Below are 14,559 nucleotides of genomic sequence, written 5' to 3' on the forward strand. Positions count from 1 at the left end.
ATCAGCCACGCGCCTCGTCCATGTGCTCTACAAACCAGCTGTACGCATCCCGCAGGCCATCTTCCAGCCCGATCTGTGCGTTCCAGCCCAGCGCTGCCAGGCGCGACACATCCATCAGCTTGCGCGGCGTGCCGTCGGGCTTGCTGGCATCAAAAGTCAGGCGACCCTGGAATCCGGTCACCTGGCTGATGGTTTCAGCCAATTCGCGGATGGTGCGGTCCTGACCGGTGCCCACATTGATGTGCGACAGCATGGGCTGGGTATGCTGCTGGTAGACACTGTTATCCAGATTCATGACGTGGACACTGGCGGCGGCCATATCGTCCACATGCAGAAACTCGCGCATCGGCGTGCCGCTGCCCCAGACCACCACTTCCTCATCACCACGCTGGGTCGCTTCATGGAAGCGACGTAGCAGGGCGGGGATGACGTGGCTGTTTTCCGGATGATAGTTGTCATGCGGGCCGTACAGGTTGGTCGGCATGACGCTGCGGTAGTCACGCCCGTATTGACGGTTGTAGCTTTCGCAGAGTTTGATACCGGCGATCTTGGCGATGGCGTAGGGCTCGTTGGTCGGCTCCAGCACACCGGTCAGCAGGGCTTCCTCGCGCATCGGCTGGTCGGCATTCTTGGGATAGATGCACGACGAGCCGAGAAACAGCAACCGCTGAACATCATTGGCATGTGCGGCATGGATGATGTTGGCTTCGATCATCAGATTCTCGTAGATGAATTCTGCCGGATAGCTGTTGTTGGCGTGAATGCCGCCGACCTTGGCCGCAGCCAGGTAGACCTGGTCGATGCGTTCTTCCGCAAAGAACGCACTCACCGCCGCCTGACTGAGCAGATCTAGCTCCTGCCGGCTGCGGGTGATGATGTTGCGATAACCGAGGGCCTCCAGCCGGCGCACGATGGCTGAGCCGACCATGCCCCGGTGTCCCGCCACGAAGACTCGCTGGTCGAGATCCTGTTGCATACTCAACCCTCCACAGTGACCGGGATGTCGTGGCCATGTTCCTTGAGCAGGGCGTGACGCTTGGCTACCTTGAGATCTTCGCGGACCATCTCGGCGCACATTTCCTGAACAGTGATTTCAGGCGTCCAGCCCAGCTTGGTCTTGGCCTTGGTCGGATCACCCAGCAGGGTCTCCACTTCGGCCGGACGGAAGTAGCGCGGATCGACACGCATCAGCACATCACCCACCTTGACGCCCGGCGCTTGATCGCCTTCGACGCTTTCGACGATGGCCTGCTCGTCCACACCGGTGCCTTCGAAGCGCAGCTTGATGCCCAGTTCGGCGGCGGACCAGCTGATGAATTCGCGCACTGAATACTGCACACCAGTGGCGATCACGAAATCTTCGGGTTGGTCCTGCTGCAGCATCATCCACTGCATACGCACGTAGTCCTTGGCATGACCCCAGTCACGTAGCGAATCGATGTTACCCATGTACAGGCAGCTTTCCAGGCCCTGGGCGATGTTGGCCATGCCGCGGGTGATCTTGCGTGTGACGAAGGTTTCGCCGCGGCGGGGCGACTCATGATTGAACAGGATGCCGTTGCAGGCATACATGCCATAGGCTTCGCGGTAGTTCACGGTGATCCAGTAGGCATACAGCTTGGCAACAGCGTAGGGCGAACGCGGGTAGAAAGGCGTGGTTTCCTTCTGCGGCGTTTCTTGCACCAGGCCATAGAGCTCTGAGGTAGACGCCTGATAAAAGCGGGTCTTCTTTTCCAGGCCCAGCAGACGGATGGCTTCGAGGATGCGCAGGGTACCCATGGCATCGACATCGGCGGTGTATTCCGGCGCTTCGAAGCTGACGGCTACGTGGGACTGAGCGCCGAGGTTGTAGACCTCATCGGGCTGCACTTCCTGCAGGATGCGGGTCAGGTTGGACGAGTCAGACAGGTCGCCGTAGTGCAGCACGAAGTTCTTGTTCTCGACATGCGGGTCCTGATAGATGTGATCGACGCGCTGGGTGTTGAACAGCGAAGCCCGACGCTTGATCCCGTGGACTTCATAGCCTTTCTCGAGCAGAAACTCTGCAAGGTAAGAGCCATCCTGTCCGGTGATACCCGTGATTAAAGCCTTTTTGCGTTCCATTTATTTGACACTCCGGTCGTAATTGCAATGAGTTGGATTCGTTTGAATCGGGTAGTCGTTTATCGTGATCTGGCGCTGCGAAGCAGGATTTGAACGCGCTCGCGAAAGCCGAAGAGAATGACCTGCACCGATGGAAACTTGTAGAAAAAGCGGTACATGTCGTATTCGGTTTTCGGGGTGGTCAGGCTGGCGCTATTCAGTTCGGCAGAATCGATCAGGGCAATGCCGTCGCCCTCTATGTCATGCATGACGCTGAGCTCCATGGGTTTCATAGATAAGCTGAAATTGAATAATCCTTTCTGACCGGTACGAGTCAGCTGCAACCCGCTGCGGCAATCCTTGCAACCGTAGAGGTTTACGGTGAAGTCGTAGGCGGCGAGCCTTTCATTCTGTTTTTTCACGCTTTCAGGGAGCAGTTCGCAGAACGCATCATACTTGGCCAGGCTGCTTTCAAGAGGGGCGAACTGGTAATCAATGTTCTGCTGTTGTATGGCCACCTGGAAGCGCGACGACGCGATATTGAAATGCTGCCCCGGGTCGCCAAAGTTCGTGGTGAGCGACCGGTACGGATACACGAAGAACTTGTTCCGCGAAATGATGTAAGCGTTGTAGAGCTTCAACCACGACGATTCAGGCCAGCTTCGGATATCCGCAGGGATGTTGTCGATGTGAGCGATATCCGTGCCGTTTTTCTCCATCCACGCGCGGAAGCCAACCCAGTGTGACCGCGACCAGGCCTGCCCCCAGGATGCCGCTAGCTGCATGAAGTAGACGTCGGCATTTCCGTTATCGACAGGCGTAAAAGGAAGATTTGCGGTCTGGTTGAACTGCTGGCTGTACAGGCTTATCCCGGCGATATTCGCGTCATCCGCGTAAGAGCTGAGGGCCGCCGTAGTGTATTGGTAGAAGTACGGCGAAGCGAAAAGATCATCCTCAAGGATGATGACATCGCCGTATTCCTCGGTCAGATCGCCACAGCTGAGTACATGCTGTCGTAGTCCGAGGCGAGTCTTGTGAGCGATGATGCGCTTTTCGCCAAAAGGCCAATCGAAGTCTTCCGCAACCTCGCGCGGTTCTTCCATACCGGAGTTATCCAGGCTGATGACCAGCCGCACGTTGCCCGGTGGAAAATGCGCCTTGCGCAGCGAGCTCAGCAATCGGCTCAGACTCTTGGGGCGGTTGTACCCGATGACAATAATGGTAGGCAAATTCAGAGGCATAACGTCTCACAACCAGAGTTGAGGAAAATTGATAGAGGTGAACCGGTGAGGCAATCAGGCATTGCGGTACCCCCGGGCAAACCTTCGGCGCGATTCAACAGCCGTCAGTGCAATCAGGCACAGGTAGATGGCAATACTGGCAAAGGTAAAGGCGATTACCGTGCTCAGCGAATCTTCCAGCAGTGCGGCACCAATAAATAGCGCACCGATGCGCAGCGCGGTGCTGACAATTTCAAACACCAGAGACAATCGCTGCATGGACAGGGCGGGGAAGGCTACAGTGCATGGTCGGCTGATAAAAATGGCGTATTCGGCCAGCGCCAGCCAGCGTGCAAACTCACCTGCTGATTCCCAGGCGGAACCAAACACCAGCGCAAACATCCATGGTCCGAAAAAGAACACAATGCCAAAGGGAACCAGCCCAACGATTGCCAGCCCGGCCACTGCCTTCATCAACATCGCTGTGATGGGTTCTTGGCGGTGAATGGCCTGGGTGATTTTTGGGTAATAAACGTCCGCCACAGATTTGCCGATCAAATGTGTCGGCATGCTCAACGCCTGTTTGCACAGCGTGAAGTAGCCCGCAGCGGCTGGTCCGAAATAGGCCGCGAGAACCAGCGTCGGCAAGTTCTGGGAAACCGTGTTGATGAACATCTGCGGCGCGCGGAACAGCGGGAAGTCGCTGTAGCGCCTGGCTACGGCAAGGGTCTGGTCCACTCCTGTCTGCTTGCCAGCCGAATCATCATCCCCGCCGGTTTTGCTGCCACGTCGAATGCCAAACAGCAACATCAACGCATGTAGAAGCGGACCGAGCGCAGTTGTGAAAACCAGAACAGCGGCCGAGGCATGGATCCAGCCCGCCGCGCTACGAATGAGGTTGTGCAGCAGCGAATGCGCGATGGCCACCTTGGCCGTAATACGAAACAGTTGATGACGGATCAGCCACTGTTGCGCAATTTCCAGAGCAGCGCCGAAGAACATGGTCAGCGGCAGCAGCATCAGAAAAGGCGTGATCTCCTCCACGCCCATCTTCGCTACCAGCGGCGCCCCGAATCCATACAACAGCACGGCTGATAGAGCGGCCATGCCTACAGCAATCAACAAAGACAGCCTGACCACCGCCCCCGCATCGGTGTTGCTTTTGGGCAGCACAATAGCCATCGGATAGGACAGCGCGGCGGCGGGCACGATCATCATGACCACACCCATGAACACCCCGAGCACACCATAGCTTTCGGGGCCGTACAGCCGGGTTATGACCGGCATGAACAGCATCGTCAGCATCTGGGCGCCGGCCGTACCGGACACGACGGTGAGAATATTGCGAAGCAGTTTGCTGCGCATCTGTTGACGCAGCAGTTCGCCATACCTCGACCAGCGGGATCCGGGTTTTCCGTTTGCGTTGATGTCGACCTCCACTGTCGGCGCGTCGTTAGGCATTGAGGCTCGTACGGCCGATACCGTAATAGTCAAACCCGGCACGCTTGATCTGGGTCAGATCGTACTGGTTGCGGCCATCGATGATCAGAGGTTGCTTCAGCAGTTTTTTCAGTGCCTTGAGGTCTGGCCGACGGTAGGGCTTCCACTCTGTCACCAGGATCACTGCGTCTGCATCGATAGCGGCTTCATACTGGCCTTCAACGATCTCCAGCTTGCCGTCAGCGAACCACTTTTCAGGAAACTCGCGCCGTGCAGTCTCATAAGCTACCGGGTCGCAGGCTTTCACTGTCGCGCCGGCACTGATCAGGCTGTTGATCAGCACCACGCTTGGGGCTTCACGCATATCGTCGGTGCCTGGTTTGAATGCCAGGCCCCAGACTGCGAAGCTTTTGCCGGCCAGGTCGCCATCGAAATGCGTATTGACCTTGTTGAACAGCGACTGCTTTTGTAGCTCGTTCCGCGCCTCTACCGCCTGAAGCAGCTTGGGTTCGAAGTCGCTCTTGTGCGCAATGCTGATCAGTGCTTTAACGTCTTTGGGGAAGCAGGAACCGCCGTAACCACAGCCAGCATAAATAAAGTGGTAGCCGATTCGCTGATCAGAGCCGATACCCAGGCGTACGTTTTCCACATCAACCTCAAGCCGCTCGCAGAGGCTGGCAATCTCGTTCATGAACGAAATCTTGGTCGCAAGCATGGCGTTCGCTGCGTATTTGGTCATTTCAGCATCACGTACGCCCATGAACATCATTCGCGGATGGTTGCGAATGAAAGGCGCGTAGAGTTCGTTCATGACGCTGCGCGCGCGGTCGCTGTCGGTGCCGATGATAATGCGATCCGGGTGCATGAAATCGTCGACCGCCGCACCCTCCTTGAGAAACTCGGGGTTCGAGACTACGTCGTATTCGATATCCAGGCCGCGCTGTTCCAGCTGCTCCGCTACAGTGCTGCGGACCAGGTCAGCAGTGCCGACGGGGACAGTGGACTTGTTGATGATCACGGATGGACGGGTGATCAGACTGCCGATTTCCCGTGCTACGTCGACGACATATTTCAGATCGGCGGAGCCGTCTTCGCCCGGCGGGGTACCTACCGCGATGAAGAAGACTTCGGAATCTTCAATGGTGTCCTTGAGCGAAGTAGTAAAGCGCAAGCGGTCTGCAGAAAAGTTGTCAGCGACAATGTCTTCCAGGCCAGGCTCGTAGATTGGCAAGACGCCTTTTTTCAGGTTCTCGATTTTCGCTGGGTCAATATCAACGCAGTAAACGGTGTTACCCATTTCTGCGATGCAAGCGCCCGTAACGAGCCCGACATAGCCAGTTCCAACAACAGTGATATTCATGGCGCTTCCTTAAATTTGAACGAAATCTGCTTGCACTCCCCGGCGGTACGCCGGGGGCGTTTCATATGTGGGGCTTCAGCTGATTGCCGAATGGCCGTGGCAGTCAGTACACGTCTCGTGAGAACAACGTAAACGGGGTGCGGAACAGGATCTTGATGTCCAGCCACAGCGACCAGTTATTGATGTAAGCCAGATCCTGTTCAACGCGTTGCTGCATTTTTTCTATGGTTTCCGTCTCGCCGCGGTGCCCTGTGACCTGGGCCAGCCCGGTGATGCCCGGCTTAATGCGATGACGTGCCATATAGGCCAGGATCTTGTCGCTGTAATAATCGTTATGCGTCACGGCGTGCGGACGTGGCCCGACCAGAGACATTTCGCCGCGCAATACATTGAACAGCTGAGGAAGCTCGTCGATGGACGTGCTGCGCAGTATGCGGCCCACCGGTGTGACGCGGGGGTCGTCGCGGGTAGCCTGTTTGACGATCTTGTCGTCGTTATGCGCGCGCATCGAGCGGAACTTCATCACGTGTATGATCTCGCCGTTCCAGCCATGCCGGGGCTGGCGGAACAGTACCGGCCCGGGGGAAGACATCTTGACGGCGATGGCGGCGCCGATCAGCAGTGGACTGAGCGCGATGATTGCCAGTAGCGCAACGCCGCGGTCGAGCAATTCTTTGCTGAATACCGATGCAGGATGCGAGCTGAGCGGCGTCTCATTCAGGTATATGGCCGGCAATTGCTCGATTTGTGAAATGGACTGATTGAGCAGAGGCATCCGGCCAAAATCCGGAATCCAGACCACGTCTACACTAAGGTCGAGCAGGGTGATGTAGAGTTTCTCGATATAGGCAACTTCGTCCAGGCTCAGCGCGATGTAGACACGACGTATCCCGTATTGGTCTACCAGCTCTCGAACCTTGGAAAGGTCACCCAGGACCGGGAAACGACCATCCAGCGTCTGGGTATCGGGTTTGGAGGTGATCAGGCCCACCAGGGGTACACGATTGGATCCATGCAGCCGCTTGGCCAGCTCGTAGGCGGCGGGCCCGGAACCGATGATTACAGATGTTCTACCGAGGCGCAGCTTGCTGGAGTGGAGATTGCCAAAGTAGCGCAAAGGAATATACGTCGCTGCCTGGACAAGATAGCCGAGCACTGCCCATTGCAAGAAGATCTCGGAGGAAAACAAATGCATGCTCTGGCTGGCGTAGGTGATGGCCATCAAGCCTGCCAGCAAGAGTGCCCATCCACCCATCAAGTGAACCATGCCGGATAGATAACTGTGCCGCTTGTGGTAGACGTGCATCAGCATATACGCCGGAACGGAGCCGAAAATGGTGATGACGATCAGCAGTCGATACTGCGTCGAGACGACTCCGACGTGCTGATAAACCAGATAGCAAAGCAGGCCGCTGACCAGAAACATAGCGCACAGCCATTGGCCCCAAAATGTAAGACCCCGGCGATTCACGGCGGGATTGGTGCGTTTAGCGATCATTGTGAACCTTCCTCCTTGCATATCTGCTGTTCGGCTTTGACCGCTGAGCCGAGACTCCAGCACAGTGGGGTAGCGAGGCCTGAGGCCTTTGCCAGGTTATACATCTGTAAGGCTTCCTTTTTGCTCGAAGCGGCGGAGCGATTCGCTGCTTCGAGCGTAATAGTTCGTTGGCTGGGAGTGAGTTCGCTCCAAGCCGAAAATCCCAGTGCAGCGAGGTCGCTGTCCAGTTCAGGCCGGCCTGCGCCGAGCTCGTTAGTGCGACGCATCGCCAGGTCGAATTCATCATCTAGCTGGTGCAAGCCCTGTTTTGCGTAGGCCAGTCTCAGCCATGACCAGGGCCAGGCAGGGCGTGCCTCAACCGATTTGCGAAAGGCCTGGATCGCGCTTTGTTTCTGCCCTTCGCTCCCGGAGCCTTCAGGCGCAACCAGCGGTCCCCACAACAAGACCCTGCCAAGGCGGTCAAGGTATTCAGCGTTGGTAATCGGAGCCTGTTCAACGGCGCTCGCGGCTCGCTGGAGAGACATGTTCCAGTAGCTCTCGCTAGGCGGTGCCTCCGAGCGCTGCCAGTAACGTAGTGCCAATTCCGCGTGCTCGCTCGCTACCCCGGCAAACAGCATTGGAACAGAGAGCACCAGGCATGCAACAGACACCGGTAGCGCGATAAGGCAAGCCAGCTTCTGCGCGATCAATGGCTGCGCTAAGGCGCGGCGGGGGGACGTGCTTTTTGTATATGGGCCGTTAACAGCAGATATGGTCATTTCCAAACGTCCTTGCCTTTGTCCTTCGCCGAGTTGGCATGACACTCCTGACCGTCCGCGGTCAGTAACCTCTGAATATCCGTCACGCACTCATGCGGGATGAGACGTGGTGTATCTACGACAAGGCTTTGCGCCTGGTGTTCCCTAAAAAATTCGATGCGTTTCGCATTTATGTGCTACCGGTATGTGGATCAAAAAAAGGCGGGGTTACGTGTCCGCGTCTGTGTGACTCGATCAACGTGTTTGACAACGGTTTAAGCGCGGGACAGCCAAGCGAGAGGGTGAAGCGAGTGGCGCCGCGCCACTGTTAGGTGGGCGGCACTCGGGCGGTAGGGTAGGAGGGAAGGTTGGCTACATTCAGGGATCAGCAGTAAAACTTATGCATTCTGCTCGCTGTAGCCGTAGTGGTCGTAGTAACCGCTGTACTCGCCTTTTTTGGCCGCCTTCTTCACGTCGACCTGGTTGAGTACAACACCGACGATGGAGGCGCCGCTCTGCAGCAGCTGACCAACACCCTTTTGAGCCATATTGATGGAGGTGTGTTCCGATTTGATTACGTATATAACCGAGTCGGCATACGTAGACATCAACACCGAATCGCTGACGGCCTGGGTCGGGGGAGAATCGATAAGGATGTGATCGTATTGCTCCTTGGCGCGCTCCAGAAACTTGGCGAAGCGAGGTGACGCCAGCAGCTCCAGCGGGTTTGGCGGCACCGCGCCAGCGGTCAACATGTCCAGCTGATTGTCGACTGTCTGGATGCAATCCTCTGCCTTTGCCGTGCCTGCAATCAGGTTGGCCAGACCCGGTGTACCCACCGGGAAATCGAAGTTCTTGGCCAGTGTCGGGCGCCGAAGGTCGGCATCGATCAGCAATACCCGCTGTAGCTGACTCAAGGCAAACGCCATATTCGCCGCGACCGAACTCTTACCTTCGGCGGGCACGGAGGAAGTGACCACGATGACCTTTTGTGGCCGGCTCATATCGGCCAGCATCACGCTGGTACGAATGGTCCGGATCGCCTCGCAAAAGCGCATGTCGTCGCCTTTCTCGAACAGATGAGCGACCTTCTTCTGCTGTTTTTTGGCGACCAGGGGCACGATCCCGAGTACCGGCAGATTGAGATTGTTCTCGACGTCTTCGGCGCTTTTGAATGTATTGTTGAGGAAGTCGGCAATCAGCGCGATAGCAACCCCGGCGATGAATGACAGCACGCTGGCCAGCATGATCAGCAGACGGGTATTAGGCGCGGCCGGTACAGCAGGGGGCAGCGCTTCGTCGACGATGCGGGCGTTGGTGCTGCTTAGATCCTGTGTGGCGGTCGTTTCGCGCAAACGGTTCTGGAAAGTCTCGTACAGCTCCCGGTTGCTCTCCACGTCACGCTCGAGTTCGCGAACCCTGAATTCCTTACGCGAAATATCCTGAATTTCTTCCTTGTTCTGATCGAAGGAGGCGCGCAGCGAGTTTTCGTTTGCAACTGCCAGCTGATAGTTGCGCTCGATACCTGCGACTACTTGTTCGACCTGGGCTTTCAGGCTGGCGGTGGCTGCCGCCAAATCAGACTGAGCCGCCTGCATGGCCGGGAAGCGCTCGCCGTAGCGGCGCGAAAGCTCTTCTACCTTGGCTCGGGCACGAGCTTGCTCAGATTTAAATTGCTGGATGAGCGGGTGGCCGAGTACGGCTGGCACGCTTGCCATCCGTTCCCAACCCTGTTCCGACATCGCCTGAACCTGGCGATACTGGCTTTCTGCCTCGGCGCGTTGGCGACGGGCATCAATCATCCGGTCGCCAGTTAACGACAGGTTGTCGGCACTGACAGTGCCTACGCCGCCCACATCAACCAGGCCTTCTTCTTCGCGGTATTGTTGCAGGCGATCCTCTGCTTCCTTGAGTGAAGTGCGCAGTTCCGCAAGACGGCTGTTCATCCAGGTAGTGGCCGCCATGGACATTTCCATCTGAGCTTCCAGCTGGCCTTCAATATAACTGTTGGCCAATGAGTTGGCCGCCTGGGCTGCGGTCAAGCGGTCGGCCATCTCGACGGAGATTCTGACCAACTGGCTTTTACCTTCGACGTCCGCAGCCGTGCGTGTCATGAAATCGCGAGTGACTGCGTCCATGATCTCTGCCTCGGTCATCGGGGCGGCAGATTTTGACGGATCTTCGCCCAGAATCATGCTCTTGGCGCGCCGCACCATGCCTTTGACATCGACTAGTGGCTCAGGGCGCTGGCGCGGGTCAAATTCTGGGTGCTCGGTCAGGTTCAACTCGCGCACTACGCGTTCAGCGACGCCGCGGCTGTTGATCAGGCCAAGCTGGGTCTGCAGATACTCGCTCAACTGCCCTGTATTGTCGTAAACGCGCTGAAAGTCGACCAGTTGATCGCCTTTGGATTCGATCATCATGGTCACGCTGGCGCGATAGATGGGCGTCATTTGCATGACAGCCAGGGTGGCCAGCATCGTAACCACCAGAACCAGCGAGATAATGCTCCATTTACGGGACCATAGCGCGTGCCAGATCTTTTTCAGGTCGATATAGTCAGCGTCGTCTTCGGACTGCATAGGCTGCCACTGGCGGTCAGGTCGTATGGAGCTGTTCATGCTCAAAAGAATCCTTGGTCGATAGTAATGGTGTCACCTGGCTGAACGATAGTGCTCAGTGACGCCCGTTCTGCAGCCCGATTCTCATCGGATCCGCGAACAATAGTAATGCGACGTGTCGAGGCGCGTTCCGTGAGTCCGCCTGCCAGAGCAATGGCACGATCAAGCGTCAGGCCTGGCTGGTAAGGATATCCGCCGGGCTGTTTGACCTCACCGCTGATATAAAATTCGCGGTAGTTGATCACGCTTACCGAGACGCGCGGATCGACCAGATAGCCGTCCTTCAAAGATTCGGTAATCAGGTTTTCGATCTCCCGCGGAGTCTTGCCCTTCGCTTCGACTGCACCGAGAAACGGATATGAGAAAGTCCCTGCATCGTTCAGGCGAATCTCTTCAAAGGTAAGATCAGGTTCCCCGAAAACGCTGATTCTCAGTACGTCGCCTGAGCTGAGCCGGTATTGTGTGTTCGCTGTAGCCTGAAAGCTCAGACCGAGCAGTAAAAATATCGTTGCTGTTCTTAAAATATGTTGGATAGACATGTTTGCTCTCTCCATCTAGCTGTTTTTCAGCGCTGGGGGGATGTCATCCCCATAGCCTGGCCTGAATCCTTTAACGGATTCAGGCAATACGGCAGGTGTTAATGTTATCGAAGCAGCGCTCAGCCGGACGCTGAGCGTTAAAGGCTCATGTTAAGGCTTAACAGGTATACGTTCCGCTCGTAGCTGTTGAAGTAACGAGACGAATCATTTTCTGACCGCAGGTAGCCCAATGTGATGTCCGCCCAGCGATCGAACGCGTAGCTAACTCCGACACTGTATGCGGTCCGGTCGTCTTCACGGTCACTGGCTTTGTATTCCCGATCAGAGATCTGGTATTCCAGTTCAGTGCTGATGCGCGGCGTCCAGCCATGCGTCCAGCTGAGCGCGGTGGTGACGTCTTCAACTGTGGAAGAGTCATCCTCACCCTCGTCGAAGGCGCGGCGGGCGTTGATCTCGAAGGTTGAGTAAGTCCGCGGTGCCCAGGCAACGCCGACTTCCCACATGGGGCTGGTGAAATCTTCGCGCGCGTCACTGTCGAATTTCTTGCGTTCAGCGCCTACACGAACAGTACCTGTAGTCTTGGCGGTCGCCTCCCAGGTCGCACCAATCAAGCCTGCCGTGTTGGTCCCGTCTCGGTTGTAGCGGTCTTCAACATATTCATGTTGAGTATGACGCACTTCAACGATTGAACGGGTGCGGCCGCCGATGCGGTGGAACCAGGTGCTGCTCACGCCAAGGCTGTCGCGCTCCTGGTCTTCGTTGATGTCTCCGCTATTGTGATAGCGGCGTTGTTCATAGTTCGTAGCGAAATCGAGCTGGTTCTGGGCGCTCACAGCGCCAAAGGTATAGCCGAGACCTGCTACGGCACGGCTGTACTGATCGTTGTAAAAGTCGCGCCCGGCCAGGTCGCCGGCGAGTTCGTCGGTGCGACTTCTGGTGTCATCGTTGATGGTGTCTTCAATGCGGTGGTAACCAATGTTGCCCCGGACCCGGTGACGCGAGGTCAGCGCCAGCGCGCTCTTGAATGTGAGGTGATGATCGGTGTTGGATGCGTCACTATCATCATGAAAGATGTCGCTGTCGAAGGAGTACTTCAACTCGTGCTGGCTGTTGCGGTTTTCCGCGCTCAGTGCAAAGGTCGGCTCGATGGTAGTGATCCACGAGTCCGCAGCGTTGTCTCGTACACCACGATAGTTGTCGTCGTAGCTTTCGGAGACAAACAGGGTCGGAGTGAACTGAAAGCCGCGTATATCCATGCTCATCGGCTCGATTGCCCAGCTATAGGCAGATACAGAGGTCGCGAGCGAAGCGGTAAGAAATTTGGAGAGCCTCATAAAGCAGTCTTCCTTCTCGGAAATGAAAGATTGTTGTTCTGTGAACGGTAGCGATCAGCTGGAGCTGGCAGTGGTTCCACCGCCGGTTCCGCCCCCTGAGCCGCCGCGTGGCACGCCCAGAGAGGCGGGCGCCGGGGTGGTGGACGATGCCGCACCGGACGCGGTGGGCAGTCTGTCAGTCACTGCACTGACAATTTCCTCGGCTTGATCGGGTGCTGCTGCTACCGCCGCTTCCACAATCTCTGCAATCTGATCGGGCGCTGCATCGATAGCCGCCAGGGTGATATCACTGGCTAGCTCGGGGGCTACCCCGATAGCAAGCGTGACGATGTCGACAGCTTCCTCGCTGCATTCCGTGATGCGTTGCTGAACCGCGACAGTGATCTCCTGACGGGTGCTGGCGGCGTTTTCAAGCTGGTGCTCTGCAGAGCGCGCGCAAACATCCGCCGCCAGAGCTGGCAGACTTGTGATGCCCATCCCGGACATGGCAAGCGCCGTAAGCGGCACAAGCAAAGTTTTCCTCATCATCAACTATCTCCTTGGTAGATATAGACTACCCATGCTGACGCCGTAGCGTTGTTGACTCAGTCACAGATGCGCGAAAGTGCAAGATGCCCCTCCGTGCGTCCAGTTACAGGTCATGCCCTGTTCAAGTGCGCTTGCTAACCAGCAGGCACGCTACCGCCCAAAGGAGTCACCTTTGATCCAGCGGGTTCATCAACCGCAAGATGGCATTTGATGCGCCACCCGGTTTCCCTGTTATGGTCGCGAATGCTTGCTTCGGTACCGCTCAAATCAAAACGCTGCAAAATGTGCGCCCATCCTGTTGATCATGTTTGTCATCGGCACGCTGCCCAGTCCAGGCAAATGTGCTGCCTGAGGCGCCGTGTCTCTGCGTGGCTGACGCAACGAGACCGCGACGGCGTGCTCTGAGGGGAACGGATTGCCCGCGAGTGTTGAGGACGCGTGAAACACAACGGGTCAAAGGGAGTGCAGTCCAGTTATCCTGGGCTTTTATTCTTGCGATGAGGTAACCGGGAAACATGGGCTGCGCGATCCGCTTCACTTTGCCAGCGTGAAGCTCGTCGACCCGAAGGCTCGGTTCCAAGCACTCGAAGCCTTGATGAGCGCGATGCTCACCCGCTCGGCCTACCTGTCGGGGTTTGCGCTGTAGGAGGTACCAGGCGACTTCCGGCATTTCCCTATGGTTGTTCATAAGCCCTCCTAGCCTTGAGGCACATACCGCGAACATGTTTGCTGCCACTTGATCGTCGAGATATCAAACCGCTATCAGCCGATTCAATCACTCCGAAAGACTAGACTCAGCATTGAATGAAGAGTTCCAAAAGTTTTGTTCTGCCAGCCATGCTTTTCGATGACTGGTGCTCCCTCGGATTGGTCGGCTCTGCTGGATCTGTTCGATAGAAAATATCCGAACTGCAACGGTTGAAGAAAGGGCTTTCTGAAAAGCATTTGCGAATCAGCATGTTGGGCCGTATCCCGCGCGGTTTGGGGTTTTTCGCCAAATTTGTGTCGCTGAGTGGCTGGTGTTTTCTCAGTCTTTTCAGGATTGCGTGCCGCTGCGCAATGTGTCGCGTTGACGAGTATGGATCAGGTGTTCGGCAGGGCGAAATCATCTAATGCCCGGTGGGCATCGTTTGCCTGGGCTCCGTCGTTGGCGCTCATTCGAAACCAGGCGCGCTCTCAAGATGGTGTGTTTCCCATGAC

Annotated in this window: 12 protein-coding genes; all 12 read right to left on the reverse strand. The window is 56.7% G+C overall.

Annotated elements, in window-relative coordinates; all coding sequences use genetic code 11:
* Window position 1: 1 nt before the first annotated feature.
* The 12 genes from G3M63_RS06835 to G3M63_RS19715 all read right to left on the reverse strand — a co-directional run bounded on the left by G3M63_RS06835 (window position 2) and on the right by G3M63_RS19715 (window position 14,083).
* A complete protein-coding gene (locus G3M63_RS06835) occupies window positions 2-976 on the reverse strand; it encodes a GDP-L-fucose synthase (protein ID WP_163982259.1) in 975 nt (324 codons plus the stop codon).
* A gap of 2 nt (window positions 977-978) precedes the next feature.
* A complete protein-coding gene (gene gmd, locus G3M63_RS06840; protein ID WP_150301469.1) occupies window positions 979-2,103 on the reverse strand; it encodes a GDP-mannose 4,6-dehydratase in 1,125 nt (374 codons plus the stop codon).
* 59 nt (window positions 2,104-2,162) lie between these two features.
* Window positions 2,163-3,323: a glycosyltransferase gene (locus G3M63_RS06845; protein WP_163982261.1), complete on the reverse strand. Its 1,161-nt coding sequence runs from the start codon at window positions 3,321-3,323 to the stop codon at window positions 2,163-2,165.
* A 54-nt stretch (window positions 3,324-3,377) separates the two neighbouring features.
* Window positions 3,378-4,763 (reverse strand): lipopolysaccharide biosynthesis protein, encoded by a 1,386-nt coding sequence (locus G3M63_RS06850; RefSeq protein ID WP_150301467.1) that lies wholly within the window; start codon window positions 4,761-4,763, stop codon window positions 3,378-3,380.
* A complete protein-coding gene (locus G3M63_RS06855; RefSeq protein ID WP_163982263.1) occupies window positions 4,756-6,102 on the reverse strand; it encodes a UDP-glucose/GDP-mannose dehydrogenase family protein in 1,347 nt (448 codons plus the stop codon). Before G3M63_RS06855 ends, G3M63_RS06850 begins: the two co-directional genes overlap by 8 nt.
* A 103-nt stretch (window positions 6,103-6,205) precedes the next feature.
* On the reverse strand, window positions 6,206-7,600 hold the full coding sequence (locus tag G3M63_RS06860; protein WP_163982265.1) for an undecaprenyl-phosphate glucose phosphotransferase: 1,395 nt from the start codon (window positions 7,598-7,600) through the stop codon (window positions 6,206-6,208).
* The gene (locus tag G3M63_RS06865; RefSeq protein ID WP_163982267.1) at window positions 7,597-8,358 is read right to left on the reverse strand and encodes a hypothetical protein; all 762 of its coding nucleotides are present in this window, start codon (window positions 8,356-8,358) and stop codon (window positions 7,597-7,599) included. The genes G3M63_RS06860 and G3M63_RS06865 overlap by 4 nt, the downstream gene beginning before the upstream one ends.
* Before the next feature lie 377 nt (window positions 8,359-8,735).
* On the reverse strand, window positions 8,736-10,958 hold the full coding sequence (locus G3M63_RS06870) for a polysaccharide biosynthesis tyrosine autokinase (protein ID WP_163982269.1): 2,223 nt from the start codon (window positions 10,956-10,958) through the stop codon (window positions 8,736-8,738).
* A gap of 2 nt (window positions 10,959-10,960) precedes the next feature.
* Window positions 10,961-11,497 (reverse strand): polysaccharide biosynthesis/export family protein, encoded by a 537-nt coding sequence (locus G3M63_RS06875; RefSeq protein WP_150301463.1) that lies wholly within the window; start codon window positions 11,495-11,497, stop codon window positions 10,961-10,963.
* A gap of 137 nt (window positions 11,498-11,634) precedes the next feature.
* Complete coding sequence (locus tag G3M63_RS06880; protein WP_163982271.1) at window positions 11,635-12,831, reverse strand: outer membrane beta-barrel protein; 1,197 nt, start codon at window positions 12,829-12,831, stop codon at window positions 11,635-11,637.
* Between the two features lie 54 nt (window positions 12,832-12,885).
* Window positions 12,886-13,359 (reverse strand): hypothetical protein, encoded by a 474-nt coding sequence (locus G3M63_RS06885; protein ID WP_163982273.1) that lies wholly within the window; start codon window positions 13,357-13,359, stop codon window positions 12,886-12,888.
* Between the two features lie 262 nt (window positions 13,360-13,621).
* The gene (locus tag G3M63_RS19715; RefSeq protein ID WP_371923577.1) at window positions 13,622-14,083 is read right to left on the reverse strand and encodes a transcription termination/antitermination NusG family protein; all 462 of its coding nucleotides are present in this window, start codon (window positions 14,081-14,083) and stop codon (window positions 13,622-13,624) included.
* Window positions 14,084-14,559: the final 476 nt, after the last annotated feature.

The organism is Pseudomonas sp. OIL-1, from assembly GCF_010669185.1.
In the GTDB taxonomy this organism is placed as follows: Bacteria; Pseudomonadota; Gammaproteobacteria; order Pseudomonadales; family Pseudomonadaceae; genus Halopseudomonas; species Halopseudomonas profundi.

Bases quoted from the DNA above. Each gene is read 5' to 3' on its own strand.
- G3M63_RS06835 (WP_163982259.1), bottom strand. From the start codon at position 976: ATGCAACAGGATCTCGACCAGCGAGTCTTCGTGGCGGGACACCGGGGC.
- gmd (WP_150301469.1), bottom strand. From the start codon at position 2,103: ATGGAACGCAAAAAGGCTTTAATCACGGGTATCACCGGACAGGATGGC.
- G3M63_RS06845 (WP_163982261.1), bottom strand. From the start codon at position 3,323: ATGCCTCTGAATTTGCCTACCATTATTGTCATCGGGTACAACCGCCCC.
- G3M63_RS06850 (WP_150301467.1), bottom strand. From the start codon at position 4,763: ATGCCTAACGACGCGCCGACAGTGGAGGTCGACATCAACGCAAACGGA.
- G3M63_RS06855 (WP_163982263.1), bottom strand. From the start codon at position 6,102: ATGAATATCACTGTTGTTGGAACTGGCTATGTCGGGCTCGTTACGGGC.
- G3M63_RS06860 (WP_163982265.1), bottom strand. From the start codon at position 7,600: ATGATCGCTAAACGCACCAATCCCGCCGTGAATCGCCGGGGTCTTACA.
- G3M63_RS06865 (WP_163982267.1), bottom strand. From the start codon at position 8,358: ATGACCATATCTGCTGTTAACGGCCCATATACAAAAAGCACGTCCCCC.
- G3M63_RS06870 (WP_163982269.1), bottom strand. From the start codon at position 10,958: ATGAACAGCTCCATACGACCTGACCGCCAGTGGCAGCCTATGCAGTCC.
- G3M63_RS06875 (WP_150301463.1), bottom strand. From the start codon at position 11,497: ATGTCTATCCAACATATTTTAAGAACAGCAACGATATTTTTACTGCTC.
- G3M63_RS06880 (WP_163982271.1), bottom strand. From the start codon at position 12,831: ATGAGGCTCTCCAAATTTCTTACCGCTTCGCTCGCGACCTCTGTATCT.
- G3M63_RS06885 (WP_163982273.1), bottom strand. From the start codon at position 13,359: ATGATGAGGAAAACTTTGCTTGTGCCGCTTACGGCGCTTGCCATGTCC.
- G3M63_RS19715 (WP_371923577.1), bottom strand. From the start codon at position 14,083: ATGTTCGCGGTATGTGCCTCAAGGCTAGGAGGGCTTATGAACAACCAT.